The sequence below is a fragment of the Neoroseomonas marina genome, assembly GCF_012927745.1.
In the GTDB taxonomy this organism is placed as follows: domain Bacteria; phylum Pseudomonadota; class Alphaproteobacteria; order Acetobacterales; family Acetobacteraceae; genus Neoroseomonas; species Neoroseomonas marina.
In genome coordinates this window covers 59692-84940 of record NZ_JABBKX010000012.1, presented here as the reverse complement: position 1 = coordinate 84940, position 25249 = coordinate 59692, and the positions used below count along the sequence as shown (strand labels likewise).

General features: G+C 71.1%; 25 protein-coding genes. 15 read left to right on the top strand and 10 right to left on the bottom strand.

From position 1 onward, the window contains the following. Position 1: 1 nt before the first annotated feature. On the bottom strand, positions 2-1225 hold the full coding sequence (locus GWK16_RS23170) for an MFS transporter (protein WP_170056350.1): 1224 nt from the start codon (positions 1223-1225) through the stop codon (positions 2-4). Between the two features lie 88 nt (positions 1226-1313). Between GWK16_RS23170 and GWK16_RS23165 the strand changes: the two genes are divergently transcribed. The 8 genes from GWK16_RS23165 (at position 1314) to GWK16_RS23130 (ending at position 8662) form a co-directional block, all read left to right on the top strand. Next, positions 1314-1652, top strand: coding sequence for a hypothetical protein (locus tag GWK16_RS23165; protein ID WP_170056349.1), 339 nt, complete (start codon positions 1314-1316; stop codon positions 1650-1652). A gap of 4 nt (positions 1653-1656) precedes the next feature. After that, positions 1657-2775: a glutathionylspermidine synthase family protein gene (locus GWK16_RS23160; protein ID WP_170056348.1), complete on the top strand. Its 1119-nt coding sequence runs from the start codon at positions 1657-1659 to the stop codon at positions 2773-2775. A 16-nt stretch (positions 2776-2791) separates the two neighbouring features. Next, positions 2792-3196, top strand: coding sequence for a DUF350 domain-containing protein (locus GWK16_RS23155; RefSeq protein WP_170056347.1), 405 nt, complete (start codon positions 2792-2794; stop codon positions 3194-3196). A 209-nt stretch (positions 3197-3405) separates the two neighbouring features. After that, positions 3406-3852, top strand: coding sequence for a succinate dehydrogenase, cytochrome b556 subunit (gene sdhC / locus GWK16_RS23150; protein WP_170056346.1), 447 nt, complete (start codon positions 3406-3408; stop codon positions 3850-3852). Between the two features lie 5 nt (positions 3853-3857). Beyond that, positions 3858-4250 carry a succinate dehydrogenase, hydrophobic membrane anchor protein gene (gene sdhD / locus GWK16_RS23145; RefSeq protein WP_170056345.1) on the top strand — a complete coding sequence of 131 codons (393 nt, stop codon included), beginning with the start codon at positions 3858-3860 and terminating at the stop codon, positions 4248-4250. A gap of 104 nt (positions 4251-4354) precedes the next feature. Next, positions 4355-6166, top strand: a complete 1812-nt coding sequence (sdhA, locus tag GWK16_RS23140; protein WP_170056403.1) for a succinate dehydrogenase flavoprotein subunit — start codon at positions 4355-4357, stop codon at positions 6164-6166. 12 nt (positions 6167-6178) lie between these two features. Beyond that, a complete protein-coding gene (locus GWK16_RS23135; protein ID WP_170056344.1) occupies positions 6179-6961 on the top strand; it encodes a succinate dehydrogenase iron-sulfur subunit in 783 nt (260 codons plus the stop codon). A gap of 129 nt (positions 6962-7090) precedes the next feature. Next, positions 7091-8662 carry an ABC transporter substrate-binding protein gene (locus GWK16_RS23130; protein WP_170056343.1) on the top strand — a complete coding sequence of 524 codons (1572 nt, stop codon included), beginning with the start codon at positions 7091-7093 and terminating at the stop codon, positions 8660-8662. Positions 8663-9075: 413 nt separating this feature from the next. Here GWK16_RS23130 and GWK16_RS23125 read toward each other — a convergent pair whose 3' ends face one another. Beyond that, complete coding sequence (locus GWK16_RS23125) at positions 9076-9807, bottom strand: CDGSH iron-sulfur domain-containing protein (RefSeq protein ID WP_170056342.1); 732 nt, start codon at positions 9805-9807, stop codon at positions 9076-9078. Between the two features lie 193 nt (positions 9808-10000). Then, positions 10001-12223 (bottom strand): primosomal protein N', encoded by a 2223-nt coding sequence (locus GWK16_RS23120; protein WP_170056341.1) that lies wholly within the window; start codon positions 12221-12223, stop codon positions 10001-10003. 73 nt (positions 12224-12296) lie between these two features. On the opposite strand from GWK16_RS23120, the gene fsa reads away from it, so the two are divergent. The 4 genes from fsa to pap all read left to right on the top strand — a co-directional run bounded on the left by fsa (position 12297) and on the right by pap (position 16155). Further along, positions 12297-12953 carry a fructose-6-phosphate aldolase gene (gene fsa / locus GWK16_RS23115; protein WP_168039931.1) on the top strand — a complete coding sequence of 219 codons (657 nt, stop codon included), beginning with the start codon at positions 12297-12299 and terminating at the stop codon, positions 12951-12953. Beyond that, complete coding sequence (locus tag GWK16_RS23110; protein WP_170056340.1) at positions 12950-13636, top strand: DUF484 family protein; 687 nt, start codon at positions 12950-12952, stop codon at positions 13634-13636. Before fsa ends, GWK16_RS23110 begins: the two co-directional genes overlap by 4 nt. Before the next feature lies 1 nt (position 13637). Continuing rightward, positions 13638-14570: a tyrosine recombinase XerC gene (locus GWK16_RS23105; protein WP_170056339.1), complete on the top strand. Its 933-nt coding sequence runs from the start codon at positions 13638-13640 to the stop codon at positions 14568-14570. A gap of 88 nt (positions 14571-14658) precedes the next feature. Then, a complete protein-coding gene (gene pap / locus GWK16_RS23100; protein WP_170056338.1) occupies positions 14659-16155 on the top strand; it encodes a polyphosphate:AMP phosphotransferase in 1497 nt (498 codons plus the stop codon). A 34-nt stretch (positions 16156-16189) separates the two neighbouring features. Here pap and GWK16_RS23095 read toward each other — a convergent pair whose 3' ends face one another. Continuing rightward, positions 16190-17104 carry an alpha/beta fold hydrolase gene (locus tag GWK16_RS23095; protein ID WP_170056337.1) on the bottom strand — a complete coding sequence of 305 codons (915 nt, stop codon included), beginning with the start codon at positions 17102-17104 and terminating at the stop codon, positions 16190-16192. 115 nt (positions 17105-17219) lie between these two features. On the opposite strand from GWK16_RS23095, the gene GWK16_RS23090 reads away from it, so the two are divergent. Then, the gene (locus GWK16_RS23090) at positions 17220-18122 is read left to right on the top strand and encodes a LysR family transcriptional regulator (RefSeq protein WP_170056336.1); all 903 of its coding nucleotides are present in this window, start codon (positions 17220-17222) and stop codon (positions 18120-18122) included. An 18-nt stretch (positions 18123-18140) separates the two neighbouring features. On the opposite strand, the gene GWK16_RS23085 is transcribed toward GWK16_RS23090, so the two are convergent. The 4 genes from GWK16_RS23085 to GWK16_RS23070 all read right to left on the bottom strand — a co-directional run bounded on the left by GWK16_RS23085 (position 18141) and on the right by GWK16_RS23070 (position 21894). After that, positions 18141-18836, bottom strand: coding sequence for a CBS domain-containing protein (locus tag GWK16_RS23085; RefSeq protein ID WP_170056335.1), 696 nt, complete (start codon positions 18834-18836; stop codon positions 18141-18143). Positions 18837-18916: 80 nt separating this feature from the next. Then, positions 18917-19876 carry a Bug family tripartite tricarboxylate transporter substrate binding protein gene (locus tag GWK16_RS23080; RefSeq protein WP_170056334.1) on the bottom strand — a complete coding sequence of 320 codons (960 nt, stop codon included), beginning with the start codon at positions 19874-19876 and terminating at the stop codon, positions 18917-18919. 40 nt (positions 19877-19916) lie between these two features. After that, complete coding sequence (locus tag GWK16_RS23075; protein ID WP_170056333.1) at positions 19917-20879, bottom strand: Bug family tripartite tricarboxylate transporter substrate binding protein; 963 nt, start codon at positions 20877-20879, stop codon at positions 19917-19919. A 40-nt stretch (positions 20880-20919) separates the two neighbouring features. Beyond that, positions 20920-21894, bottom strand: a complete 975-nt coding sequence (locus GWK16_RS23070) for a tripartite tricarboxylate transporter substrate binding protein (protein WP_170056332.1) — start codon at positions 21892-21894, stop codon at positions 20920-20922. A 38-nt stretch (positions 21895-21932) separates the two neighbouring features. Here GWK16_RS23070 and GWK16_RS23065 point away from each other — a divergent pair, with 38 nt between their 5' ends. Further along, complete coding sequence (locus GWK16_RS23065) at positions 21933-23294, top strand: replication-associated recombination protein A (protein WP_170056331.1); 1362 nt, start codon at positions 21933-21935, stop codon at positions 23292-23294. 9 nt (positions 23295-23303) lie between these two features. After that, positions 23304-23663, top strand: a complete 360-nt coding sequence (locus GWK16_RS23060; protein WP_338144547.1) for a fluoride efflux transporter FluC — start codon at positions 23304-23306, stop codon at positions 23661-23663. On the opposite strand, the gene GWK16_RS23055 is transcribed toward GWK16_RS23060, so the two are convergent. Then, positions 23660-24124 (bottom strand): YaiI/YqxD family protein, encoded by a 465-nt coding sequence (locus tag GWK16_RS23055; protein WP_170056401.1) that lies wholly within the window; start codon positions 24122-24124, stop codon positions 23660-23662. The genes GWK16_RS23060 and GWK16_RS23055 overlap by 4 nt on opposite strands. After that, positions 24121-25218, bottom strand: a complete 1098-nt coding sequence (locus GWK16_RS23050) for a 4-oxalomesaconate tautomerase (protein ID WP_170056330.1) — start codon at positions 25216-25218, stop codon at positions 24121-24123. Before GWK16_RS23050 ends, GWK16_RS23055 begins: the two co-directional genes overlap by 4 nt. Positions 25219-25249 lie beyond the last annotated feature (31 nt).

The window sequence follows — 25249 nt, the reverse complement described above, 5'->3', positions numbered from 1 at the left end:
ATCACTCGGCGGGCATCGCGGCCGCCCGGCGGCTGCGCGCATCCGCCTGGGCCGAACCGGCGCAGAGCAGCGACAGCCCGAGCAGCGCCGCCACCACCGGCAGCACCAGCTGCGGGTATCCCATGTCGATCAGGAAGCCGAGCGGCACCGGCGTGATCGCCCCGCCCAGCGGCAGACCGGAGGAGACGAAGCCGAACACCTTGCCGATCTGCCCGGGCGGCGAAGCGTCCTTCAGCATCACGTCGCGCGGCGTGCGGGACGCCCCCATGGCGAGCCCGCCGAGCAGGCCGACCACCGGCAGCACGAATTCCGGCATCGGCATCAGGCCGAGCGCGAGGATCATCGCCATGGCGAAGCCGGTCAGCACGACGACGAAGCCGATCAGGTTGCGCTTGGACGTATCGGCCACCCAGCCGCCCACCAGCGTGCCTGCCGTCGCGCCGATCATGTAGCCGGTCAGCACGGTCGAGGCGACGGCGACCGGCGTCCCCCACAGCTTGCCCAGCACGGTGATGACGAAGGCCTGGATGCCCGACCCCGCCATGGAGGAGAGCAGGAAGAAGCCGAAGAACAGCAGGATGGGGCGGGAGAGCAGGATCTCGCGTCCCGTCGGCCCGTCCTCGGCCTTCTTCGGCTTGGCCTGGTCGTGCAGGATCCGGCTCTGCACCACGATCGCCGCGACCACCGGCACGCCGAGCAGCCCGACCAGCAGCAGCGACCAGCGCCAGCCCATCGTCGCGGCCAGCAGCGCGATCACCGGCGGCGCCAGCGCGAAGCCAAGGTTGCCGGTGAAGGTGTGCAGTGCGAAGGCGCGCCCCATCCGCGCCTTGTCGATCGACCCGGCGAGGATCGCGTAGTCCGCCGGGTGGATCACCGAATTGCCCACGCCCGAGAGGATCGCCAGGAGCCAGATCGCCCAGATCCCGGGTGCTGCCGCCATGGCCGAGACCGAGAGCGCCATCAGCAGCGTCCCGCCCACCAGGAAGGGCCGCGCCCCGTGCTTGTCCACCAGGAAGCCGACCGGCGTCTGCAGCAGCGCCGTCGTCCCCGACATCAGCGCGACGGCCAGGCCCAGTTCCGCGAAGGAGACGTCGAATTCCGCCCGCCAGAACAGGAACAGCGGCGGCAGGCACAGCATGTAGAAGTGGGACAGGAAGTGCCCGGTGCCGATCAGCGTGATGATGCGGGCGTCGCGGCCCATGCCGGGGGTGGGATCGGCGCTCATCGGGTCCGCCCTGTGAAATCCGTCACAACGCTGGGCGCGGGACGCTTTCCCGTCAATCTCCGCCATGCCTAACATTCCGGCCATGAGAATGGCCCGGACCATCACCCTCGTTCTGCTGGGCGGCGGCGTGGTGCTGGGCGGCGCCACGATGCTGATGAGCAACCCGGCCGCGCGGGACCGCCAGCGCGCCTGCCAGGAAGCCCGCGGCGCCGGCCGCCCCGACGCCGAGCAGATCTGCGCCGGGGCGAGTTCCAGCCGCGGCTATCACGGCGGCGGCGCCTGGTTCTTCGGGCGCAGCGGCAGCGGGACCAGCACCTCCGGCGGTTCGGCCCTGGTCGGGTCGGGCGGCTTCCGCACCGCCGCGGTCACCTCCTCCCGCGGGGGGTTCGGCTCCACCGCGCGGGGCTTCTCCTCCTCGGGGTCCTGAGGGGGTGGAGCGCCGGCGCCTCGACCCCCGCGCCGACCGGCGCGACCGCGCCCGCCGCATGGGCTTCGCCTTCGCCGACATCGAGGGCGAGCCCTATTGGGACGAAAGCGCCTATTACCGCTTCACCGAGGACGAGGTGGACGTCCTCGAGGCCGCGACGGCGGAGATCGAGCGCATCAGCCGCGAGGCCGTGGCCTATGCCGTGGCGAACGACCTCAACGAGCCCCTCGGCATCCCGCCCGGCGCCTGGCCGATCGCCAAGCGGTCCTGGGAACGGGGGGAACCTTCCCTCTACGGCCGGATCGACCTGCGCTGGGACGGCACCGGGGCGCCCAAGCTGCTGGAATACAACGCCGATACGCCGACCGCCCTGTTCGAGGCCGCGGTGGTGCAGTGGGAATGGCTGCAATGTCTCGATGACGGCCACGGCGCCGAGAACCACGACCAGTTCAACGGCCTGCACGAGGCGCTGATCGAAGCCTGGCCGCGCTTCGGCCTTCCGTCGACCGTCCATTTCTGCTGCCACGCCGAGAGCGTCGAGGACCGCGGCACCGTCGACTACCTGCGCGACACCGCCATGCAGGCGGGCTTCGACGCGCCCTTCCTGGCGATGGAGGAGATCGGCTGGAACGGCGTGGACTTCACCGACCTCGACGAACGCCCGATCGAGGCGATGTTCAAGCTCTACCCCTGGGACTGGCTGCTGCGGGAGGCCTTCGGCGCCGACATCCCCCGCGCCCGCACCCGCTGGATCGAGCCCGCCTGGCGACTGATCCCGGCGAGCAAGGCCTTCCTCTCCCTGCTCTGGCACCTCTACCCGGACCATCCGAACCTGCTCGCGGCCTTCCTCGAGCCCGGCCGGACCGGCAAGCCCGAGATCGCCAAGCCGCTCTGGGGCCGGGAGGGGTCGAACATCTCCGCCCCCGGCATCGAGACCGACGGCCCCTACGCCGACCAGCCGCGGGTCTGGCAGGAATATGCCGAGTTGCCCGTCTTCGGCGGCCGCTACCCGGTGCTGGGCTCCTGGATCATCGCCGGCGAACCGCGCGGGCTCGGCATCCGGGAGGATGCGACGCCGGTGACGCGCGACACCAGCCGCTTCGTGCCGCACCTGTTCGACTGATCCTGGGGGGAAGACCATGACGAGCCTCGCCACCCTGCCCGGCTTCCTGACCCATTTCATCGCGGGCATCGCGCTCGTCTGGGTGGGGGGCTGGATCTATTGCCGCATCACGCCGCAGGACGAGGTGGCGCTGATCCGCCAGGGGAACACCGCGGCCGCCATCGCCTTCACCGGCGCGCTGATCGGCCTCGCCATCCCGGTCGGTGCCTCGGTCTCGAACTCGGCGAACCTGGTCGATGCGGCGGTCTGGGGCCTGATTGCCCTGATCGCGCAGCTCGGCTGCTTCTTCGGGGTGACGCGGATGCTCGGCCCCGGCTGGCGGGAGGCGATGGAACAGCGCAACGAGGCGGCCGGCGCCGTCGTGAAGGGCGGCGTCGCCATCGCCGTCGGCATCATCAACGCGGCGGCGATGAGTTCCTGACCCCAAGCGCCCGCGGTCGCCCGACTCGGCACATCCCCCGTCCCGGACGTCCGGCCGCGGTTCGATGACCGTGGCGGCCGTGCGATCTCGGCATGGCCCCCGGCCGTCGCGCGGATTTGACGCTGTGTGGCGCCGCACCATACAAGACGTCGCAAGGCCGGCCCCCGGCTCGGGGATCGGGGCAAGCGGCCGTCTGGAGTTTCGGACCCATGTCCAAGATCACCGACGCGCGCGAGGCCGTCATGGTCGGCCGCCGCTCGGACGGCACCCTCGTCCGCCGTCCGCTGTCGCCGCATCTGCAGGCCTACGACATGATGCAGATGACGAGCGCCCTTTCCATCACGCACCGCATCACCGGGACCCTGTGGTCGATCGGCCTGGTGTTCCTGGTGTGGTGGCTCGTCGCCGCCGCGTCCGGGGAAGCGTCCTTCAACGGGGCGCAGTGGTTCTTCGGATCCTTCTTCGGCGTCGTCGGGCTCATGGGGCTGACCGCGGTCGCCTGGTACCACACGCTCGCCGGCGTCCGGCACCTCTACTGGGACAGCGGGCGCGGCTTCGACCTGCCGACGACCTACCTCACGGGCCGGGCGGTGCTGATCGGCACCGCGGCGCTGACGGCGCTGACCTGGCTCATCATGCTGATCACCTGGATCTGACGCCGATGGCCGCGCCGACGATACGCTCCCTCCGCTCCCCGCTCGGCCGCGTGCGCGGCCTGGGCGCCGCCAAGGGCGGCACGCATCACTGGTGGCTGCAGCGCGTGACCTCGGTCGCGCTGCTGCCGCTGACGATCTGGCTGGTCTTCTCGCTGGCGCGCATGCCGGACGCCACCTGGCAGCAGGCGACGGCGTGGATCGGACGCCCGTTCAACGCGGTGCTGCTGCTGGCCTTCCTCGCCGCCGCTTTCCACCACATGGCCTATGGCCTGCAGGAAGTGGTCGAGGACTATGTGCGCGGCGAGCTCGCCAAGGTCGGCGCCCTGTTGGCGCTGAAGGGGGCCTGCTTCCTGCTGTGGCTGTCGGCCACGCTCGCGGTGCTGCGCATCGCGATCTGACGACCCCTGGCGAATTCGCCAGGGATGACAAGCTTGGGTGCATGGATGACGACCGCGGGACGGGGGATCCTCTCCTCGCCGCGGTGAAGAACGAGACGGAAGCGATGAACGCGATCAGCAAGCCTTCCAACGGCGCCTACCGCATCGTCGACCACACCTATGACGTGGTGGTGGTCGGCGCCGGCGGCGCCGGCCTGCGCGCCACCTTCGGCATGGGCGCCGCGGGCCTCAAGACCGCCTGCATCACCAAGGTCTTCCCCACGCGCTCCCACACCGTGGCCGCGCAGGGCGGCGTCGGCGCCGCGCTCGGCAACATGGGCGAGGACGACTGGCGCTGGCATATGTACGACACCGTGAAGGGGTCGGACTGGCTGGGCGACCAGGACGCCATCGAATACATGTGCCGCGAGGCGATCCCCGCGATCATCGAGCTCGAGCACTACGGCGTGCCGTTCAGCCGCACGGAAGACGGCAAGATCTACCAGCGCCCCTTCGGCGGCCACATGAAGTACTACGGCAAGGAGCCTGCGATGCGGGCCTGCGCCGCGGCCGACCGCACGGGCCATGCGATCCTGCACACGCTCTACCAGCAGTCGCTCAAGCACAACTGCGAGTTCTTCGTCGAATATTTCGCCCTCGACCTCATCATGGATGAGGAAGGCGCCTGCCGCGGCGTGATCGCCTGGTGCCTCGAGGACGGATCGATCCACCGCTTCCGTGCGCAGACCACGGTGCTCGCGACCGGCGGCTATGGCCGCGCCTACTTCTCCTGCACCTCGGCCCACACCTGCACGGGCGATGGCGGCGGCATGGTGCTGCGCGCCGGCCTGCCGCTGCAGGACAACGAGTTCGTCCAGTTCCACCCGACCGGCATCTACGGCTCGGGCTGCCTCGTGACGGAAGGCGCCCGCGGCGAGGGTGGCTACCTCACCAACTCCGAGGGCGAGCGCTTCATGGAGCGCTACGCACCGACGGCGAAGGACCTGGCGTCCCGCGACGTCGTCTCGCGCGCCATGTCGATGGAGATCCGCGAAGGGCGCGGCGTCGGTCCGCTCAAGGACCACATCCACCTGCACCTCGAGCATCTCGGCGCCGACATCCTGCATGAGCGGCTGCCCGGCATCTCCGAGACGGCGAAGATCTTCGCCGGCGTGGACGTGACGAAGGAGCCGATCCCGATGCTGCCCACCGTCCACTACAACATGGGCGGCATCCCGACGAACATCCATTGCGAGGTCCTCGCCGCCACCGGCAAGGACCAGGACAAGGTGGTGCCCGGCCTGATGGCGGTGGGCGAAGCGGCCTGCGTGTCGGTGCACGGCGCCAACCGCCTCGGCACCAACTCGCTGCTCGACCTCGTGGTGTTCGGCCGCGCCGCCGCGCACCGCGCCGCCGAGACGATCCGCCCCGGCGCGACCCAGGCCCCGCTGCCGCCCAAGGCCGGCGAGGCGTCGCTCGATCGCTTCGACCGCGTGCGCAACGCGAAGGGCTCGACCTCGGTGTCCGAGCTGCGCCTCAACATGCAGCGCACCATGCAGACCCACGCCGCGGTGTTCCGCACCTCCGAACTGCTGAAGGAGGGCGTGGAGAAGATGGACAAGGTCGCCGCAGGCTACAGCGACATCAAGATCGCCGACCGTTCCCTGGTCTGGAACAGCGACCTGATGGAAGCGCTGGAACTGGACAACCTGATCGGCAACGCGCTGACCACGGTCTACGGCGCCGACGCCCGCAAGGAATCCCGCGGCGCCCACGCGCAGGAGGACTACCCCGAGCGCGACGATCAGAACTGGATGAAGCACACCCTGGCGCGCGTCGACGACAAGTACGCCGTCAGCCTCGACTACCGCGACGTGAAGATGCGCACGCTGACGAACGAAGTGCAGGTCTTCCCGCCGAAGCCGCGCGTGTACTGAGGATACCGACCGATGGCCACCTTCACGCTTCCGAAGAATTCCACGGTCGGCGAGGGCCGTACCTATTCGGCGCCTGCCGGTTCGAAGAACGTCAAGTCGTTCAAGATCTACCGCTGGGATCCGGATGGCGGCGCCAACCCGCGCACCGACACCTACGAGATCGATCTCGACCAGTGCGGCCCGATGGTCCTGGACGCGCTGATCAAGATCAAGAACGAGGTCGACACCACCCTCACCTTCCGCCGGTCGTGCCGCGAGGGCATCTGCGGCTCCTGCGCGATGAACATCGACGGGCTGAACACGCTCGCCTGCCTCAAGCCGATCGATGAGGTGAAGGGCGACGTCCGCATCTCCCCGCTGCCGCACATGCCGGTGGTGAAGGACCTGGTGCCGGACCTGTCCCAGATCTACGCGCAGCTGCGCTCGGTCGAACCCTGGCTGAAGGCCGACACGCCCCCGCCGCCCGATGGCGAGCGCCTGCAGTCCAAGGAGGAACGGGCGAAGCTCGACGGCCTCTGGGAATGCATCCTCTGCTTCTGCTGCTCGACGGCCTGCCCGTCCTACTGGTGGAACGGCGACCGCTACCTCGGGCCGGCGGTGCTGCTGCAGGCCTATCGCTGGATCTCGGACAGCCGCGACGAAGCGACCGGCGAGCGTCTCGACGCGCTCGAGGATCCGTTCAAGCTCTATCGCTGCCACACCATCATGAACTGTACCCGGACCTGCCCGAAGGGGCTGAACCCGGCGCAGGCGATCGGCGAGATCAAGAAGCTGATGGTCGAACGCCAGGGCTGACGCGCCGCGCCAGCCACGACGTGAGACGCCGCGGTCCCGATGGGGCCGCGGCGTTTTTCCGTTCGAGGGGTGGCGTATCCTCCCGCGCAGGGTCTAGCCTTCCGGGCAAAGACCCCGGGAGACTGTCCAATGTCCAGGATTGCCAGCGCCGCGCTTGCCGGCGCCATCGCCCTCGTTGCGCCCGCCGTCGGGGCGCAGACGCTGACGCTCGGTTCCGCCGCACCGGTGACGACGATCGACCCGCATTTCCACAATGTCGGGCCAAACAACGCGCTGACCATGCACATCTTCGATCGCCTGGTCGAACGCGACAGCCGTGCGCGGCCGCATCCCTCGCTGGCGGAATCCTGGCGCGTCGTCTCGGAGACCGTCTGGGAGTTCAAGCTGCGGCAGGGTGTGACCTGGCATGACGGCCGGCCTTTCACGGCCGACGACGTCGTCTTCACCTTCTCCCGCGTGCCGAACGTGCCGAACAGCCCCGGCGGGTTCCAGGGCTTCCTGCGCGCGATCGAACGGGTCGAGGTGGTGGATCCGCACACCCTGCGCCTGCATACCCGCACGCCGCATCCGCTGATGCCGCTGGACCTCGCCTCGGTCTCGATCGTCGCGCGCCATGCCGCCGAAGGCCTCGGCACGGAGGACTTCAACAGCGGCCGCGCGGCGGTCGGCACGGGGCCCTATCGCCTCATCGCCTATCGTTCCGGCGACCGCATCGAGATGGTGCGCAACGACGCGTATTTCCGCGGCGCCGAACCCTGGGCGCGCGTGAACTACCGCATCGTCGCCAATGACGGCGCGCGCACCGCCGCCCTGCTGGCCGGCGACCTCGACATCATCGAACAGGTGCCGACCTCGGACCTCGCGCGTCTGCGGCGCGATCAGCGCATCACGGTCACCGAGATCCCCTCGCTGCGCACCGTCTACATGGCCCCCGACTACTCGCGGGACGGCGGCACGCCCCTGGTGACCGACAATGCCGGCAACCCGCTGCCGGTGAACCCGTTCAAGGACGTGCGCGTGCGTCGCGCCCTGTCCATGGCGATCAACCGCGAGGCGCTGGTCGAACGCGTGATGGAAGGCGCAGCGACGGCCACCGCGCAATGGCTGCCCGAAGGTGCGTTCGGCTACAATGCGAATGTGCGCCCGCGCGCCTACGACCCCGAGGGCGCGAAGCGCCTCCTGGCGGAAGCCGGCTATCCGGAGGGCTTCCGCATCACGCTCAACACGCCCAACGACCGCTGGCCGAATGATTCGCGGCTGGCGCAGGCCGTCGCGCAGATGTGGACTCGCATCGGCGTGCGCACCCAGGTCGATGCGGCGCCCTGGACGGCCTTCGTGCCGCGCCGCACGCGCATCGAATACGCGATGCAGATCGGCGCCTGGGGCAGCAGCACCGGGGAAGGCTCGAACTTCCTGATCAACACGCTCGCGACCAACAACCGCCAGCGCCTGACCGGGGCGAACAACAATGCGCGGTTCTCGGGCCCCGTATTCGACGAACTGGCCGCGCGCGGCTCGGCCACGCTCGACGACGAACGGCGGGAAGCGATCTGGCACGAGGCCGTCGCGCTCTATGCCGAGGAGGAGCCGCTGATTCAGCTGGTCCAGTACGTGAACACCTGGGCGCTGCGCCGCGGCCTGACGCACGATCCGCGCATGGACGAACGCACCATCGCGATGGGGGTCCGGCGGGCGCAGTAGCGCCCGCGACACCCGCCCGCCTGTCTACGACGCCGAAGGGGCGAAGGGGTTGCTGGCCGAACGATCGCGCATCACCCAGACGGTCGCGCCTGACTGGCGCACACAACAACGGCCACTTGTCCTCGGCGCGGGTCGGCGACACTCGAGGATGAACGCCGCGAGGCGATCCGACACGAGGCGGTGGCCCGCTACGCCGGGGGGGCCGTACATGCAGGTCATCCCGTACGTGAACAACTGCGCAGCTTCACGCACGATCCGCGCATGGATGAGCGGACGATTGCGATGGGCGTGGGGCGGGGCAGTAGGATCGGCGCCCACCACGCGTCGGGGCGCCGGCGTATGGCGATCCGAGCTGACCGGTCAGACCCAGCCGCATCCCGCCCCATCTTCCGACGGGGCGGGTCCGGGCGCCGTCATTCGAGGCCGTCGCGAAACTTCGTCGAGGCGTGGCTGCCGTCGCAGAACGGCTTGTTCGAGGAGGCCCCGCAGCGGCACAGGGCCTGGCGGTTGCGCACCTCGTAGCTTTCGCCGCTGGCGCTCTGGACGCGAACGCCTCCGCGCAGAACCAGCGGACCACTGACCCCGGCCCCCGGATCCTGGATCAGCGACAGGCTCGCTGTGAGCGGCTCCTCGACCGGGTTGCCCGTGCTGCGGTCCCAGACCAGCAACCGCCCCGCCGGGCATTGATGGGCCATGTAGATGGCCAGCCGCGCATGCTCCTCGCCCTCGATCCGCACTTCGTTCCAGATCCTCTGGCCGTTGTCGCAGAAGCGCGCGAAGGCGCAGTAGCGCTCGTTATCGGTCAGGCTGTACCGCGGCCCGTCGATCTCCTCCGCCTCCTGCAGCATGGGTTCGAAAGAAGCCGTCTCCGCCAGATCGACTCCGGCCGTCTTGTGCGATCCGTCGCAGAACGGCTTCTTGCGGGAATGCCCGCAGCGACACAGCATCGTCCCGTCCTTGACCGGGTATGCGCGACCTTGCCTGTAGGACCAGGATCGTCCCTCCTCGTTGCGCACGATCTCCTGGGTGTGCAGCGGCAGAGCACCTCGGACGCGATAGGGTCCATCCTCGACGATCTCGACCGAGATCGAGGGGTCGCTCTGAACGCTTCCCTGCTGCACGGAAACGTCTTTCGGCTCGCCCATCTGGCCTCCTGACGGCGCCTGTGTTGGTCGGCGCCGGTCATTGGTTAGGGACGACGGGGTCCCGGTGCATGCTGCACCATGTTGCGCCCGAGGCGAAGCCAAATGCCGCGCCCGGCGGGTCGTACCAGGCGGCGCCGTTGCGCTCGCAGGCCCTCCGTTCCAGCCGCAGGATCGGACCGGCCCGGCACCCGGCCTAAAGAAATCCCACTGGATCCACGTCGACCTGGACGCGGACACTCCCCGGCACGTCGACCTTCGCCAACCAGTCCTCCAGCAGAGGCTGCACCGCGATGTCCCGTCGCGTCTTGAGCAGCAGCCGCCGGCGGTGCCGCCCGCGCAGGACGGCGAGCGGCGCCGGCGCCGGCCCCAGCACCTCCACCCCCTCCCCGCCCGGCGCGGCGAGGCCGAGGTCGCGCGCGGTGCGGTCGGCGGCGCGCTCGTCCTCCGAACTGACGATCAACGCCGCGAGGCGCCCGTAGGGCGGCCAATGGCCCGGCCGCCGCCCATCCGCTTCGGCCTCCATGAAGGCCTCGAGGTCGCCATGCACCAACGCCTGCATCACCGGATGCTCGGGGGCGAAGGTCTGCAGCAGGACACGGCCGGGGCGTTCCTCGCGCCCCGCCCGGCCGGCGACCTGGTGCAGCAGCTGCACGGTCCGCTCGGCCGCGCGCAGGTCGCCGCCGGCCAGGCCCAGATCGGCATCCACCACGCCCACCAGCGTCAGGTGCGGGAAATGCCAGCCCTTGGCGACGATCTGCGTGCCGATGATGAGGTCCACCTCGCGGTCCTGGATCGCCTTCGCCGCCGCTGCCGCCGCCGCCGGGCCGGGGATGGTGTCGGAGGCCATGACCAGCACGCGCGCCTCGGGCCACAGCGCCCGCGCTTCCTCGAGCACCCGCTCCACGCCCGGACCGATCGGCACGGTGGAATGGGCGCTGCCGCATTCGGGGCAGGCTTCCGGGATCGGCTCCACATGGCCGCAATGGTGGCATTGCAGGCGGCGCTGGGCGCGATGCTCGACCAGCCAGGCCGTGCAGTTCGGGCAGCGCAGCCGGTGCCCGCAGGTGCGGCACAGCGTCATGGGCGCATAGCCACGCCGGTTCAGGAACAGCATGGCCTGCTCGCCGCGATCGAGCGTCTCGCCCACCGCCACGACGAGCGGCGGCGAGAGGAAGCGTCCGCGCTCGGGCGGCGTGCGGCGCAGGTCGACGGCCTCCACCGCCGGCATCTCCGCCCCACCATGACGCGCCGGCAGATGGACCATCGCGTAGCGGCCGGTCTGCGCATTGGTCGCGCTCTCGAGCGAGGGTGTGGCACTCGCCAGCACGCAGGCAGCGTCCGACAACCGCGCGCGGACCACCGCCATGTCCCGCGCGTGGTAGACGACGCCCTCCTCCTGCTTGAATGCGGTCTCGTGCTCCTCGTCGACGACGATGAGGCCGAGGTCCGGATAGGGCAGGAACAGCGCCGACCGCGCACCGACGAGCACCGGTGCCGCGCCCTCGGCGACAGCCCGCCAGGTCTCGCGCCGCGTCCGCGACGTCAGTTCTGAATGCCACAGGGCCGGCGCGACGCCGAAGCGGGCGCGGAAGCGGTCGAGCCATTGCGCGGACAGCGCGATCTCCGGCAGCAGCACCAGCGCCTGGCGGCCCTGGCGCAGACATTCCGCGATGGCCTCGAAATAGACCTCGGTCTTGCCCGACCCCGTCACACCCGTCAGCAGCGTGGTCGAGAAGCCATGCCGCGCGACGGCGGCGCGCAGCGCATCGGCGGCGTCGCGCTGCTCGGCCCCCAGCGCGGGGCCGGGGTGCTCCGGGTCCGGCAGCGCAAAGACCGGACGGCGGGGCATCAGGGCAGGTTCGATGAGGCCGGCATCGGCCATGCCGCGCAGGACGGCCGGCGCGACCCCCGCCGCCTCGGCCAGTTCCCCGCCCGCCCGTGCTGCGCCATCCGCCAGCACGTCCAGCACCCGGCGGCGCATCGGCGTGATGCGGACGCCGTCCCGCGGCATCCCGGCACGCCGCCAGCCGGCCTGCGGCGCCGGGGGCTCGAGCGCCGAAGGCGCGCTCATCGCCATGCGCAGCACCGCCCCGGGCGGGCTCAGCGTATAGGCCGCGACCCAGTCGACGAAGCGGCGCAGCACCGCGGTCATCGGCGGTGCGTCGAGCACCGCGACCACGTTGCGCAAGCGGTGTTCGGGCAGGGCAGGATCGGGGTCGCCATCCCACACCACCCCGATCGTTTCGCGTCCACCGAGCGGAACGACCACGAAGGCGCCCGGTGCGAGCGCAAACCCGTCGGGCACGCGGTAATCGTAAGCATGTCCTAATGGCAACGGCAGCAGCACGCGCACCCGTGGCGCCGGTGCCACAGGCTCCGCTGTCACGCCGCCACGCGTTCTTTTCCCTGCCGCCATCGCCTATTGTGTGACCCCTGGCACCGCCGGCCGAGGCTTCCGGCGCCATTCTGGAATCACAAGGTCCCCTACCATGAAGTTCTTCGTCGATACCGCCGACGTGGCAGAGATACGCTCCCTCGCGGAGGCTGGCCTCGTGGACGGCGTCACCACCAATCCCTCCCTCGTCGCGAAATCCGGCCGCGACTTCAAGGAGGTCATTGCGGAGATCTGCGCCATCACGCCAGGGCCCGTCAGCGCGGAAGTGACCGCCACCGACGCCGCCGGCATGATCGCCGAGGGCCGGGTGCTGCGGGCGATCGCGCCGAACGTCGCGGTGAAGGTGCCGCTGACGGAAGCGGGCCTGGTCACCTGCCGCACGCTCGCCGGCGAAGGTGCGATGGTCAACGTCACGCTCTGCTTCAGCGCGGCGCAGGCGCTGCTTGCCGCGAAGGCAGGGGCCACCTTCATTTCTCCCTTCGTCGGGCGGCTCGATGACATCGCCACCGACGGCATGCGGCTGATCGCGGACATCGTGCAGATCTACCGCAACTACCCGAACCTGAAGACCGAGGTGCTGGTCGCCTCGGTCCGCCATCCGATCCACCTCGTCGAGTCCGCCAAGCTCGGCGCCCATGTCGCAACCCTTCCGCCGAACGTCATCCGGATGCTGCTGAAGCACCCGCTGACCGACCGCGGCCTGGAGGCCTTCCTGGCCGACTGGAAGAAGACGGGACAAACCATCCTGTGAGCACGCGCCACCTCCCCGCCGAAGAGATCCCGCCGGGCCCGACGGCGGAGGAGGTGGCCGCGTTCCTCGAGGCCAATCCCGGCTTCCTTGCCGAACGCCCCGAGATCTACCGCAGCCTGCAGCCGCCCCGCCGGCTGCATGGCGAACGCTTCGCCGACCACATGGCCGCGATGCTGGAAGCCGAACGCACGCGCACCCGGGCCCTCGAAGCCGAGGTCCGCGCCGCGCTCGAGGCCGGGCGCGCCGGGGCCGGCTTCACCGTCCGCGTCCGCCTCGCCGTCCTCGCGCTGATGCGCGCGCAGGACGTGCATGAGGCGGTGACGCAGGAACTGCCCGCCCTGCTCGGCGTCGAGACCTGCACGCTCGCCATCGAGGCCGCGCCCGCGCCGGTCTTCGCCTTCCTGCCGCTCGGCGTGCGGTCCCTGCCGCCCGGCACGGTCGGCCGGCTGATCGGGCGCGGCCGTGACGCCGTGGTGCGCCAGACGCCGGGCGACCTGACGCTGCTCCATGGGGAAGCCGCGCCATTGGTGCTGCGCGACGCGCTGGCCCGCGTGCCGCTGGCCGGACACAACCCGGCCCTGATCGCGATCGGCGCGCGCGACGCCGCCGCCCTGCCGATGCGCCAGACCGTCGCGGTGCTCGCCTTCCTCGGCCGCGCCGTCGCCGCGGCGCTGTCCCGGTGAGATGACCGCCGATCAGGCGCGCGCCGCCTGGCTCGCCTGGCTCGCGGGCGAACGCCGCTCGAGCCCCCATACGCTCGAGGCCTATGGCGCCGATGCCGCGGAATTCCTCGGCTTCCTCACGCACCACATGGGCGGGGAGCCCGACCTCGCGACCCTTGGCGCGCTCACGCCAGCCGATCTGCGCGCCTTCCTCGCGCATCGGGCGGCGCAGGGCGATTCGCCGGCCACGCGGGCCCGGCGGCTCGCCGCCATCCGCGGCTTCCTGCGCTACCTGACGCGGCATCACGGCATGGCGGCGCTGCCGCTCGGCGCGCTGCGCGGCCCGCGGCCGAAGCCACCCATTCCGCGCGCCCTGACGCCCGAAGCCGCCCGCGCCGTCGCGACCGAGGCCGGCGAGGTCTACGCCCTCGGCCGCCACGAACGCCCCGAATTGCAGGCCGCGCGCGACGTCGCGCTCTTCACCCTGCTCTACGGCGCCGGGCTGCGCATCGCGGAGGCGCTGTCGCTCGACCTGGGCGATGCCCCGCTGCCGGGGCGCGACGATGCGCTGCGGGTGCGCGGCAAGGGCAACAAGGAACGCGTCGTCCCCGTCCTGCCCGCGGTCCGCACGGCGATCGCCGGCTACCTGAAGCATCGCGGGCCGGGGGCGGCGGACGAACCGCTCTTCATCGGGGCCCGGGGCAAGCGGCTCGACCCCGCGGTGGCGCAGAAGTCGCTGCGGGAATTCCGCCGCCTCGCCGGCCTGCCCGAGCACGCGACGCCGCATGCGCTGCGCCATTCCTTCGCCACGCATCTGCTCGGCGCCGGGGCGGATCTGCGATCCATCCAGGACCTGCTCGGCCATGCCAGCCTGTCGACGACCCAGCGCTACACGGCAGTCGACGCGGCGGGGCTGCTCGCGACCTGGAAGAAGGCCCATCCCCGCGCCGGCTGATCGCCGCGCTACCGGATGCGTTCGCAGGCATGCATGATGCGATCCCGTGAAGCGCCCGTCCCGAGGCGCGCGGCAGGATGGGATCGCGATGTTCGAAGCGGCGGAACTCGACCACAAGGTCGACAAGGCAGCCTTCAAGGCGGAAGAGGCGGAACTGCGCCGTGCGCTGATCCAGGCGCAGCGCGAACTCGGCGAGCGGAAGCGCTTTCCCGTCCTGGTCCTCATCGCCGGCGTCGAGGGCGCGGGCAAGAGCGAGACGGTCCACCTCCTGAACGAATGGATGGACCCGCGCTTCGTCGAGGTGACCGGCTTCGCCATCCCGACCGAGGAGGAAGCCGCGCACCCGCCCAATTGGCGCTTCTGGAAGGCGCTGCCCGCCAAGGGCCGCATAGGCGTCTTCTTCGGCGCCTGGCAGACCATGCCGATCCTGGAGCGTGTCCTCGGCCATCTCGCCCCGGACGGCTTCGCCGCGCGGATGGAGGAGATCATTCGCCTCGAACGGATGCTCACCGACGAGGGCGTGCTGCTGATCAAGTACTGGTTCCACCTGTCCAAGGCGCAGCAGAAGAAGCGCATCAAGGCGCTGGAGAAGGACAAGGGGACCTCCTGGAAGGTCACCCGCTACGACCGCAAGCTGTATGACCACTACGACGACTTCATCGACGTCTGCGAACCGTTCCTGCGCGAGACCTCGACCGGCAACGCGCCCTGGACCGTGGTCCCGGCGGCGGATGACCGCTATCGCGCGCTCTTTGTCGGGCGGCATCTGCTCGCCGCCATGCGCGCGCGTCTCGATGCGCCGGCACCCGCGGCGGCGAAACCGCCGGCCAAGCTCAAGGCGAAGGCCGCCCCGCCCGACCAGGTGAACGTCATCCGCGCCCTGACGCTGAAGCAGGAGATGTCGCGCGACGACTACGACAAGGCGCTCGCCGAGGCGCAGGGGCGGCTCGCCCGCGCCACGCGCCACAAGCGCTACGGGAAGATCCGCGTCATCGCGGTGTTCGAGGGCAACGACGCCGCCGGCAAGGGCGGCGCGATCCGGCGCCTCGGCGCCGCCCTCGATCCGCGCGCCTATCGCATCGTGCCGGTCGCCGCCCCGTCCGAGGAGGAACGCGCCCAGCCCTATCTGTGGCGGTTCTGGCGCCACGTGCCGCGCCCCGGGCGGCTGACCATCTTCGACCGGTCCTGGTACGGCCGCGTGCTGGTCGAGCGCGTGGAAGGCTTCGCGGCCGAACCCGACTGGCGCCGCGCCTATGGCGAGATCAACGATTTCGAGGAGCAGCTCGTCGCCCACGGCGCCGTGGTGGCGAAGTTCTGGCTCGCGATCAGCAAGGACGAGCAGCACCGCCGCTTCAAGGAACGCGAGGCGACCGCCTTCAAGCAGCACAAGATCACCGAGGAAGACTGGCGCAACCGCGAGAAGTGGGACGCCTACGAGGAAGCGGTCTGCGAGATGGTGGAGCGCACCTCGACCGGCCAGGCGCCCTGGACGCTGGTCGAGGCCGACAACAAGCTGCACGCGCGGGTGAAGGTCATCTCCACCCTCGCGGACATGGTCGAGGACGCGCTGAAGCGGACGAAATAGGCCGACCTCCCGTCGGTGGAGGCCGGCCCGCGCCTCAGCGCCGGGCGAGGAAGGCGCGGATGGCCGCGACGGTCGCTTCGGGCTGCTCCTCCATCAGCCAGTGGCCGGAATCGGGAATGATCAGTTCCTCCACATTGGTCGCGGCGGCGCGCGCGACCGCGCCCATCACCGGGCCCAGCGACGCCGCCCCGCCGATCGCGAGCACCGGCATGGTCAGCGGCCCGCGCGCCAGCAGCGCCCGGTTGTCCACCGCATCCTGGTCGAAGGCGAGGAACTGCGCGAAGCCGGCGCGCATCGCACCCGGCTGGGCGTAAAGCCGCGCGTAGTGCTCGCGGGAGGCCTCGTCGAAGCGGGCGGGGTTGGCGGAGAAGTCGTTCCAGAAGCGGTCGAGGTAGATGCGCTCCCGCCCCGCCACCAGGCGTTCCATGTCGGGGCCGCCGAAGCGGAAATGCCACAGCAGCGGGCTCTTGAGGATCTCGTCCCAGGGACCGACGCCCGGGATCGGCGCATCCATCAGCACGAAGCGCGTCACGCGCTCGGGGTACTGCGCGGCGAAGGCGTAGCCGACCATGTTGCCGATGTCGTGGGTGACGAGATCGGCGCGCGCGACGCCAAGCGCATCGAGCATCCGCGCCATGTCCACGCCCTGGGTCCGCTTGTCGTAGCCACCCTCGGGCTTCGAGGAGAGGCCCATGCCGCGCAGGTCGGGCGCGATCACGGTGTGATCGGCGGCCAGCGCGGCGGCGAGCGGCGACCACATGTCGCCGGTCTCGCCGTATCCGTGGATCATCAGCACCGCAGGGCCCTGCCCGCCGATGCGGACATGGAGGGTGGCGCCGTCGACCTGGACCTGCTGCGTCCGGAAGCCGCTGGGATAAGGGGGCACCTCTGCCACGGCCGGCAGGGCGAAGGCCAGCGCGAAGGCCGCGCCGACAAGCGAACGGATCATGATCTGTCTCCTGGGAGGCGGCCAGCCCGGCCGCCTGGGTGGGCAGACGATGGCGCTTTCGTATCGTTCGGAGCAGACTGCAAATGCCGAAATCGAAATTCGGAAAAGCAGAACGATGCTCAAGCTCGATGCCATCGCGACCTTCGTCCAGGTGGCCGAGGCCGGTTCGATCAGCGAGGCGGCGCGCCGCCTGCGCCTCGCCAAATCGGTGGTGAGCGAAAGGCTGACCGAGCTGGAGCGCAGCCTGGGCGCGGTGCTGCTGCATCGGTCCACCCGGCGGCTCTCGCTGACCGAGGACGGCGTCGCCTTCCTCGATCGCGCGGGACGGATCGTGCGGGAGGTGGAGGACGCGGCCGCGGAGCTCGCCGAGCGGCGGGGAAGCCTGACCGGGCCGCTGCGGCTATCGGCGCCCGTCACCTTCGGGCGGATGCATCTGGGCCCCGCACTGTATCCCTTCCTCGCCGCGCATCCGGGCATCGCGCTGTCGCTGGAACTGGACGACCGTCGCGTCGATGTCGCCGCGGAAGGGTATGACGCGGCGATCCGCCATGGATCGGTGGAGGACAGCCGGCTGGTCGCGCTGCGCCTGGCCACCAGCCGGCGCTGCCTGGTCGCCTCGCCGGCCTATCTGGCGCGGCATGGCATGCCGCACAGCATCGCCGAGCTCGAGCGCCATGCCGGAATCTTCTACGCCCATCGGGGCGTCGCGGACTGGCGGCTGATGGGCGCGGCAGGACCGGTCCTGGTGCGCGCCCGCGCCGCGCTCGCCGTCAACAATGGCGACGTGATGCGCGACGCGGCGGAGGCGGGCCTCGGCATCGCGATGCTGCCCTCCTTCATCGCCGGCGAGGCGTTGCGCGCCGGCCGGCTGGTCGCGATCCGTCCAGGCGCGGAACCCGAGCCGGAAGTCATCGCGCTGGTCCACGCCGAACGCGGGCGCAGCTCGGCCAAGCTGCGCGCACTGGTCGCGCATCTGCGGCGGGCCTTCGGCGACCCGCCGGTGTGGGATCGCGACTGACCCCGGCGTGCCGGCCGATCAGGGCACCCCGATCATGATGCCGGGCGGCTCGGAGGTGTCGAAGGACACCTGCTTCACGCCGGGCACCCCTTCGGCGAGGACGCGCAGCGCCGTCTTCGCTTCCTGCCCCGCGATGAAGCCGTGGAAGGTCACGGTCCCGTCCTTCACCTCGGGGAAGACGAAGCGCGTGCTGACCCACGGCTGCGCCTGCATGGCGGCGTAGAGCTCGCGCCGGATGCGCGGGTCGGAGGCTTCCTCCTCCGCGCCGCTCGCCACGGGGGCCATGACCGCGCGCAGGAGATCGGCGCGCGAGACGACGCCGACCAGCATCCCGTCGCTGACCACCGGCACGCGGCGGATGCGCTTGGTCTCGAGGATATGGGCGACTTCCTCGACCGTGGCGTCGGGGCCGACGGTGGCAAGGTTGGTGCTCATCACGTCGCGCACGCGCCGGCCGTGGGCGCGCGCATAGGCGAGCGCCTGGTCGGCATTGGCGCCGAGGATGGCCGCGAAGAACGACGCCGGCTTGTCCTCCTTGGCCGAGAGGCGGCGCATCAGGTCGCCATCCGTCACCAGCCCCACCAGGCGGCCATCGGTCTGGACCACCGGCAGGCCGGAGATGTGGCGTTCCGACATCAGCGCCGCGACGACCTCGAGCGGCGTCTCGGGCGGGACGGAAACGGGGTCGGGGGTCATGATGTCCCGGGCGCGCATGGGCATTCCTCCGTGAGTGCTGGTGAAGATGTGTCCGCGTCCGAGCCCGGCGCCTTGACGCGGATCAAGAATTGGGGCGCTCAGCCGGCCTCGATCCTCGCATCCCGCACGATGCGGCCCATCAGGGCGCGCTGCTCGGCGACGTAGCGGGCGAAGACAGCGGGATCGGTGCCGAGCGGAATCGCCCCCAGCGCATCGAGGCGCTGGCGCACCGTCGCATCGGCCAGCGCATGCTGCGCGGCCTCGTACAGCCGCTGCACCACCGGCGCGGGCGTGCCGGCCGGCGCATAGAGCCCGTTCCACTCGTTCAGCTCGTAGCCCTCGAAACCCTGCTCGGCGATCGTCGGCACCTCGGGCAGCGGCGGGATGCGCTGGGCGGTGGTGACGCCGAGCGCGACCAGCCGCCCGTCCCGCACCAGTTGCAGCGTCGAGGAGACGGTGCCGAAGACGAAGGCGATGTTGCCGCCCAGCAGGTCCTGCAGCGCCGGCGTGCCGCCGCGATAGGGCACATGCGTGATGTCGAGCCCCGCGCGGTTGAGGAACAGCGCCGCGGCGAGATGCGCCGCCGTCGCATTGCCCGAGGAGCCGTAGGAGAGTTCCCGCTGCCGCGGCCGTGCCCAGGCGATGAAGTCCTGCACCGTCCTGGCCGGCACCTTCTGCGGATTCACTGCGAGGATCTGCGGCAGCACCACCACCTGGCTGATCGGCGCGAAGGCGGTGGCGTAGTCGAAGCCGAGGCCGCGGATCAGATGCGGGTTCACCGTATGGGCGAGCGCATCGACCATGATGGTCTGCCCGTCCGGTGCGCTGCGCGCGAGTTCCTGCGCGCCGATCGACCCGCCGGCGCCGCCGCGGTTCTCCACCACCACGGGCTGGCCGAGAAAGGCGCCCATCGGCACCGAGAGCAGCCTCGAGGTCGTATCGACGCCGCCGCCCGGCGGATAGGGTGCGATCAGCCGGATCGGCCGCGTCGGCGCCCAAGGTCCCTGGGCCAGGGCCGGCGTGGCAAAGGCCGTGGCGAGCAGCGCGCGACGAAGCATCAGTGGTCCTCCCGTTGCGCCGATGCTCGCCCGATGCGGCTCAACTGTCGAGGCGGATGCCTTCGTCGCGGATCAAGGCGCCGAAGAAGGCGCGCTCGGCCGCGAGGAAGCGGGCGAAAGCCTCCGGCCCCTCCGCCGCCGGCAGCAGGCCGAGCGCATCGAGCCGAGGGCGCATCGCCGGTTGGTTCACCGCATCGGCGGCTGCGGCCGCGACGCGCGCGATGGTCGGCGCCGGCGTCGCGGCGGGCGCGAGCAGCCCGAGCCAGTCGCCCATGGCAAAGCCCGCGAAGCCCTGTTCCGCGACCGTCGGCAGGTCGGGATACAGCGTGCTGCGTTCCGCCGAGGAGATGCCGAGCGCCCTGAGCCGCCCGTCCCGCAGCAGCGGCGCGGCGAGTGCCACGGAGGTGAAGCCCATCGGCAGGTCGCCGCGCAGCAGCCCCGCGATCTGGTCGGCGCCGCCGCGATAGGGCACGTGTTCGCCCGCGACGCCCGCGCGGCGCAGCAGCGCCGCCATGGCGAGGTGCGTGCGCGCCCCCACGCCGACGCTGCCGTAACGCGCCTGGGATGGATCGGCGCGCAGCCGCGCGAGCAGCGCGGGCAGGTCCTGCGCGGGGAACTCCGCCCGCACCACCAGCAGCAACGGCAGCGTCGCGAGCAGCGTGACCGGCGCCAGGTCCCGCACGTAGTCGAAGGCAAGCCCGCGCAGCAGGAACGGATTGACGCTCTGCCCGCCGGAATCGAGCAGCAGCGTCGCCCCGTCCGGCGCCGCCTGCGCGACATAGCCCGCGCCGACCGCGCCCGAGGCGCCGGACCGGTTCTCCGGCGTCACGACGGCACCCAGCAGCTCCGACATGCGCGGCGCGACCAGCCGGCCGAGGATGTCGGTCGACCCGCCCGGCGGGAAGGCGATGACGAGGCGCACCGGCCGGTCCTGGGCCAGGGCCGGGGTGGCGAGCGTCAGGGCGAGCAGGGCGCGGCGCAGCATGGCCCCTGGGGTGGGCATGCCCGCCGGATCCGTCAAGCGACGCGACGATGACACCGCGTCACTCGAGGCGGATGTTCTCCACCCGGATCAGCTCGGTCAGGCGGGCGCGCTGCTCCGCCGCGAAGGCGGCGAGCTGCGCCGGCGTGCTGCCGACCGGCAGGATGCCGATCTCGGCGTAGCGCCGCTGCACCGACTCCTCCGCGAGCGCGGCCGTGGCGGCCTCGTGCAGCCTCGCGATGATCGCGGGCGGCGTGCCCGACGGCACCCAGAGCGCGACCCACTCGTTCAGTTCGAAGCCCGGGAAGCCCTGCTCGGCCACCGTCGGCACGTCGGGCAGCGCGGCGAGGCGCTCCTTGGTCGAGACGGCGAGCGCGCGCAGCCGCCCTTCACGCACCAGCGGCGAGGCCTGCGGAATGGTCGAGAAGTTGAACGACACCTGCCCCGCCAGCACGTCCGCCATCGCCGCCGCGCTGCCGCGATAGGGCACGTGGACCACCTCGATCCCCGCCTGGCGCGCGAGCAGCGCCGAGGCGAGATGCGGCCCCGCCGCGATGCCCGAGGAGGCATAGGTGAGCCGCCCCGGTTCCCGCTTCGCCATCGCAATGAGGTCGGCCAGCGTCCGCGCCGGGAAGTCGGGCCGCACGACCAGCAGGTGCGGCAGCACCGAGACCTGCGTCACCGGCGCGAAAGCCTGCGCATAGTCGAAGGGCAGGCGCATCAGGCTGTTGTTGCTGACATGCGCCGCCGCGTCGGCGAGCACCGTGTAGCCATCCGCCGGCTGTTGCGCGACGAAGCCCGCACCGATCGACCCCGAGGCGCCGCCGCGGTTCTCGACCACGACGGGCTGGCCCAGCACCTCCTGCATCCTGGGCAGCAGCAGGCGCACGGGCACGTCGACGCCCCCACCCGGCGTCCAGGCCACCAGGATGCGCACCGGGCGCGTCGGCCAGGCCGGCGCCTGGGCCTGCGCGACCGCGGGGATCGCAAGCCCGGCCAGCGCCGCCCGCCGCGTGAGGATCGTTCCGCCCGTCATCTGTCGCTCCCGTCCCATTGGCGTTGTATCCTCGGGTCATGGCCGTTCGCCGTCCGCAGGGCAATCCCGCGCCCGCCTCCGATCTCTTTGGCGCCCCTGCGGAGGATGCATCCGCATCGGCGCCCGATGCCGCGCGTCCCCTCGCCGACCGGCTGCGCCCGCAGACGCTGGCGGAGGTGGTGGGCCAGGACCACCTGCTCGGCCCCGAAGGCGCGATCGCGCGCATGCTGGAGCGCGGTTCGCTGGCCTCGCTGATCCTCTGGGGCCCGCCCGGCGTCGGCAAGACGACGATCGCGCGCCTGCTCGCGGAAGCCGCGGGGCTGCGCTTCACCGCGCTGTCGGCGGTATTCTCCGGCGTCGCCGACCTCAAGCGCGCCTTCGACGAGGCGCGCGCGCGCAAGTCCAACGGCCAGGGCACGCTGTTGTTCGTGGACGAGATCCACCGCTTCAACCGCGCCCAGCAGGACGGCTTCCTGCCGGTGGTCGAGGACGGCACCGTCACCCTGGTCGGTGCGACGACCGAGAATCCCTCCTTCGCGCTGAACGGCGCGCTGCTCTCGCGCTGCCAGGTGATGGTGCTGAAGCGCCTGGACGATGCCGCGCTCGAATTGCTGCTGGACCGTGCCGAGGCACTGACCGGACGGCCCCTGCCGCTGGATGCTGCCGCGCGCGCCACGCTGCGTGCCATGGGCGACGGCGACGGGCGCTACCTGCTCAACATGGCCGAGCAGCTGTTCGCGCTGCCCGAGCGCACGAGGCCGCTCGACACCGCCGCGCTGTCGAACCTGCTCGCGAAGCGCGCCGCGCTCTACGACAAGGACCGCGAGGAGCACTACAACCTCATCTCCGCGTTGCATAAGTCGATGCGCGGATCGGACCCCGACGCGGCGCTCTACTGGTATGCGCGCATGCTCACGGGCGGCGAGGACCCGCGCTACATCGCCCGCCGCCTGACGCGCTTCGCGGCCGAGGATGTCGGCATGGCCGATCCGCGCGCCCTGCCCCTCGCCATCGCGGCGTGGGAGACCTACGAGCGGCTCGGTTCCCCCGAAGGCGAACTGGCGCTCGCGCAACTCGTCGTGCACCTGGCGACAGCGCCGAAGTCCAACGCCGTCTATGCCGCCTTCGGCGCGGCGATGCGCGCCGCGAAGGAGACCGGGTCGCTGATGCCGCCCAAACACATCCTCAACGCGCCGACGAAGCTGATGAAGGAGATCGGCTACGGGAGCGGCTACGAATACGACCACGATGCCGACGAAGCCTTCTCCGGCCAGGACTATTTCCCGGACGAGATGCACCGCCAATCCTTCTACCGCCCGAGCGACCGCGGCGCGGAAGCCGCCATCGCCGAACGCATGGCGCGGTGGGACGAGATCCGCCGCCGCAGGAAGCGGGGCTGAGCGGTGCCGGTGAACCTGACGGCGGTCCTGCTGGTCGCCATCGGCGGCGCCGCCGGATCGGTGCTGCGCTACCTCACCTCGGTCGCCGCGCTGGAATGGCTGGGTCCGGCCTTCCCCTGGGGCACTCTGACCGTCAACGCGGTCGGCAGCTTCGTCATCGGCGCCATGGCCGGCGCCGGGGTCGAGGGCAATGCGCGCTTCCTCCTCGTCACCGGCCTGCTCGGCGGCTTCACCACCTTCTCGGCCTTCTCGCTCGAGGCGACGATGCTGTGGGAACGGGCGCCGGTACTCTCGGTCGCCTATGTGGCGGCGTCCGTCGCGCTCGGCGTCGCCTGCTGCGTCGCGGGGTTCTGGCTTTTCCGGCGCTAACGCCCGCGCAGCGACGCCTGCACCAGCGTATCGAGCGCCGAGAGGAAGCGAGACCGCGCCGCCTTGTCGAGCGGCGGCGGCCCGCCCGTCGCTATCCCGGCCTCGCGCAGGCTGCGGCCGATCTCGCGGCTCGCCAGCGCACCGCCGATGTTGCTGCTGTCCCAGACCCGCCCGTTCGGCGCCACCGCCTTGGCCGATTTCGCAAGGCAGCGGGAGGCGAGCGGGATGTCGGACGTGACGCAGACATCGCCCGCCGCGATGTGCTCGACGATCCAATCGTCGGCGGCGTCGGCCCCCTCCCCCACCACGACGATGCGTGCATTGGGCAGCGGCGGCGGGCGCACGCCGCGCGACCCGTTGCCGACCACGACGACGGGCAGGCCCAGCCGGCCGGCGACGCGATAGGTCTCGTCGCGCACCGGGCAGGCGTCGCCGTCGATGTAGATGGTCGGTTGGGTCAGCGGCCGGCCCAGACACGCGAAGGGATGAAGACCTCGCCGGACATCAGCTTGCGCGCGGTGCGCAGCGTGCCGCCGCCCAGCACCTCGACATTCTCGTTGCCGGTGCGGCGCGTGCTGATGACTGCTTCCATCTGGCCGGACGGGTGTTCGAGGACCACCGTCTCGCGCTCGTTCGGCCCGATGCGCGCCATCCCATCGGCCACCGTGCCCGGCAGCATCGTCGCTGTGGCGATGCAGATGCCGCCCGTCACCGCCATCGCCTCATGGCAGGCGAGCGGCGTGAAGTAGCGCGCCGCGATGCCCGACCCGCCCGCCGGTTCGGCCACCATCGCGAATTTCGGGATGACGCGCCCTTCCGCATCGCCCATGCCCATGGCGAGCGACGCCGCACGGCGGATGCGCTCGATCCGCGCCATGAAGTCCTTGTCGGCGTCGAGCTCCTTCGCACTCTCCCGCGCCGTCTTGCCGAGGTCGGCCGCGCGCGCGATCACCACCGGCATGCAGACATCGAGGCAGGTGACCTCCACCCCCTCGATCATGTCCTTCATGTTGCCGGTGGGCGCCAGCTTGCCCGTCGCCCCGCCCACCGCATCGGCGAAGTTCAGCACGATGGGCGCGGCCGTGCCCGGCACGCCGGCGATCGCCGTATCGCCCTCATAGGTCACCTTGCCCCCCGGCGTCTGCACCACCGCGTCGATCAGCGCGCCGGTGTTGACCGCGCGGATCAGCACGCTGGTCTCGCCATCCCGCGCCGGGACCAGCCCCTTCTCGATCGCGAAGGGTCCGATGCCCGCCAGCATGTTCCCGCAGGTCGGCCCGAAATCGACGAAGGGCTTGTCCACCGACACCTGCGCGAACAGGTAGTCGACCTGCTGCTTCTCCCCCTTCGCGGCCGGGGAGACGATGCACACCTTGCTCGTCAGCGTCGTGGCGCCGCCGAGGCCGTCGATCTGCCGCGCATCGGGCGATCCCATGGCCGCGAGGAGCACCTGCGCGATCCCCTCCCGGCTTTCCGGCAGGTCGGAGGCGAGGAAATAGGGGCCGCGGCTGGTGCCGCCGCGCATCAGGGTGCAGGGGATCGCGGTCTGGGTCATGGGGCCCGACGATAGGCCCGCCCCGGGCAGC

What these genes read in the sequence shown, in the direction of transcription:
- GWK16_RS23105 (WP_170056339.1), top strand. Translation starts at nt 13,638, where the DNA reads ATGACCGCCGATCAGGCGCGCGCCGCCTGGCTCGCCTGGCTCGCGGGC.
- sdhA (WP_170056403.1), top strand. Translation starts at nt 4,355, where the DNA reads ATGAACGCGATCAGCAAGCCTTCCAACGGCGCCTACCGCATCGTCGAC.
- GWK16_RS23050 (WP_170056330.1), bottom strand. Translation starts at nt 25,218, where the DNA reads ATGACCCAGACCGCGATCCCCTGCACCCTGATGCGCGGCGGCACCAGC.
- sdhC (WP_170056346.1), top strand. Translation starts at nt 3,406, where the DNA reads ATGTCCAAGATCACCGACGCGCGCGAGGCCGTCATGGTCGGCCGCCGC.
- GWK16_RS23165 (WP_170056349.1), top strand. Translation starts at nt 1,314, where the DNA reads ATGGCCCGGACCATCACCCTCGTTCTGCTGGGCGGCGGCGTGGTGCTG.
- GWK16_RS23065 (WP_170056331.1), top strand. Translation starts at nt 21,933, where the DNA reads ATGGCCGTTCGCCGTCCGCAGGGCAATCCCGCGCCCGCCTCCGATCTC.
- GWK16_RS23085 (WP_170056335.1), bottom strand. Translation starts at nt 18,836, where the DNA reads ATGCGCGCCCGGGACATCATGACCCCCGACCCCGTTTCCGTCCCGCCC.
- GWK16_RS23135 (WP_170056344.1), top strand. Translation starts at nt 6,179, where the DNA reads ATGGCCACCTTCACGCTTCCGAAGAATTCCACGGTCGGCGAGGGCCGT.
- fsa (WP_168039931.1), top strand. Translation starts at nt 12,297, where the DNA reads ATGAAGTTCTTCGTCGATACCGCCGACGTGGCAGAGATACGCTCCCTC.
- pap (WP_170056338.1), top strand. Translation starts at nt 14,659, where the DNA reads ATGTTCGAAGCGGCGGAACTCGACCACAAGGTCGACAAGGCAGCCTTC.
- GWK16_RS23090 (WP_170056336.1), top strand. Translation starts at nt 17,220, where the DNA reads ATGCTCAAGCTCGATGCCATCGCGACCTTCGTCCAGGTGGCCGAGGCC.
- GWK16_RS23120 (WP_170056341.1), bottom strand. Translation starts at nt 12,223, where the DNA reads ATGGCGGCAGGGAAAAGAACGCGTGGCGGCGTGACAGCGGAGCCTGTG.
- GWK16_RS23080 (WP_170056334.1), bottom strand. Translation starts at nt 19,876, where the DNA reads ATGCTTCGTCGCGCGCTGCTCGCCACGGCCTTTGCCACGCCGGCCCTG.
- GWK16_RS23155 (WP_170056347.1), top strand. Translation starts at nt 2,792, where the DNA reads ATGACGAGCCTCGCCACCCTGCCCGGCTTCCTGACCCATTTCATCGCG.
- GWK16_RS23170 (WP_170056350.1), bottom strand. Translation starts at nt 1,225, where the DNA reads ATGAGCGCCGATCCCACCCCCGGCATGGGCCGCGACGCCCGCATCATC.
- sdhD (WP_170056345.1), top strand. Translation starts at nt 3,858, where the DNA reads ATGGCCGCGCCGACGATACGCTCCCTCCGCTCCCCGCTCGGCCGCGTG.
- GWK16_RS23070 (WP_170056332.1), bottom strand. Translation starts at nt 21,894, where the DNA reads ATGACGGGCGGAACGATCCTCACGCGGCGGGCGGCGCTGGCCGGGCTT.
- GWK16_RS23130 (WP_170056343.1), top strand. Translation starts at nt 7,091, where the DNA reads ATGTCCAGGATTGCCAGCGCCGCGCTTGCCGGCGCCATCGCCCTCGTT.
- GWK16_RS23125 (WP_170056342.1), bottom strand. Translation starts at nt 9,807, where the DNA reads ATGGGCGAGCCGAAAGACGTTTCCGTGCAGCAGGGAAGCGTTCAGAGC.
- GWK16_RS23075 (WP_170056333.1), bottom strand. Translation starts at nt 20,879, where the DNA reads ATGCCCACCCCAGGGGCCATGCTGCGCCGCGCCCTGCTCGCCCTGACG.
- GWK16_RS23095 (WP_170056337.1), bottom strand. Translation starts at nt 17,104, where the DNA reads ATGATCCGTTCGCTTGTCGGCGCGGCCTTCGCGCTGGCCTTCGCCCTG.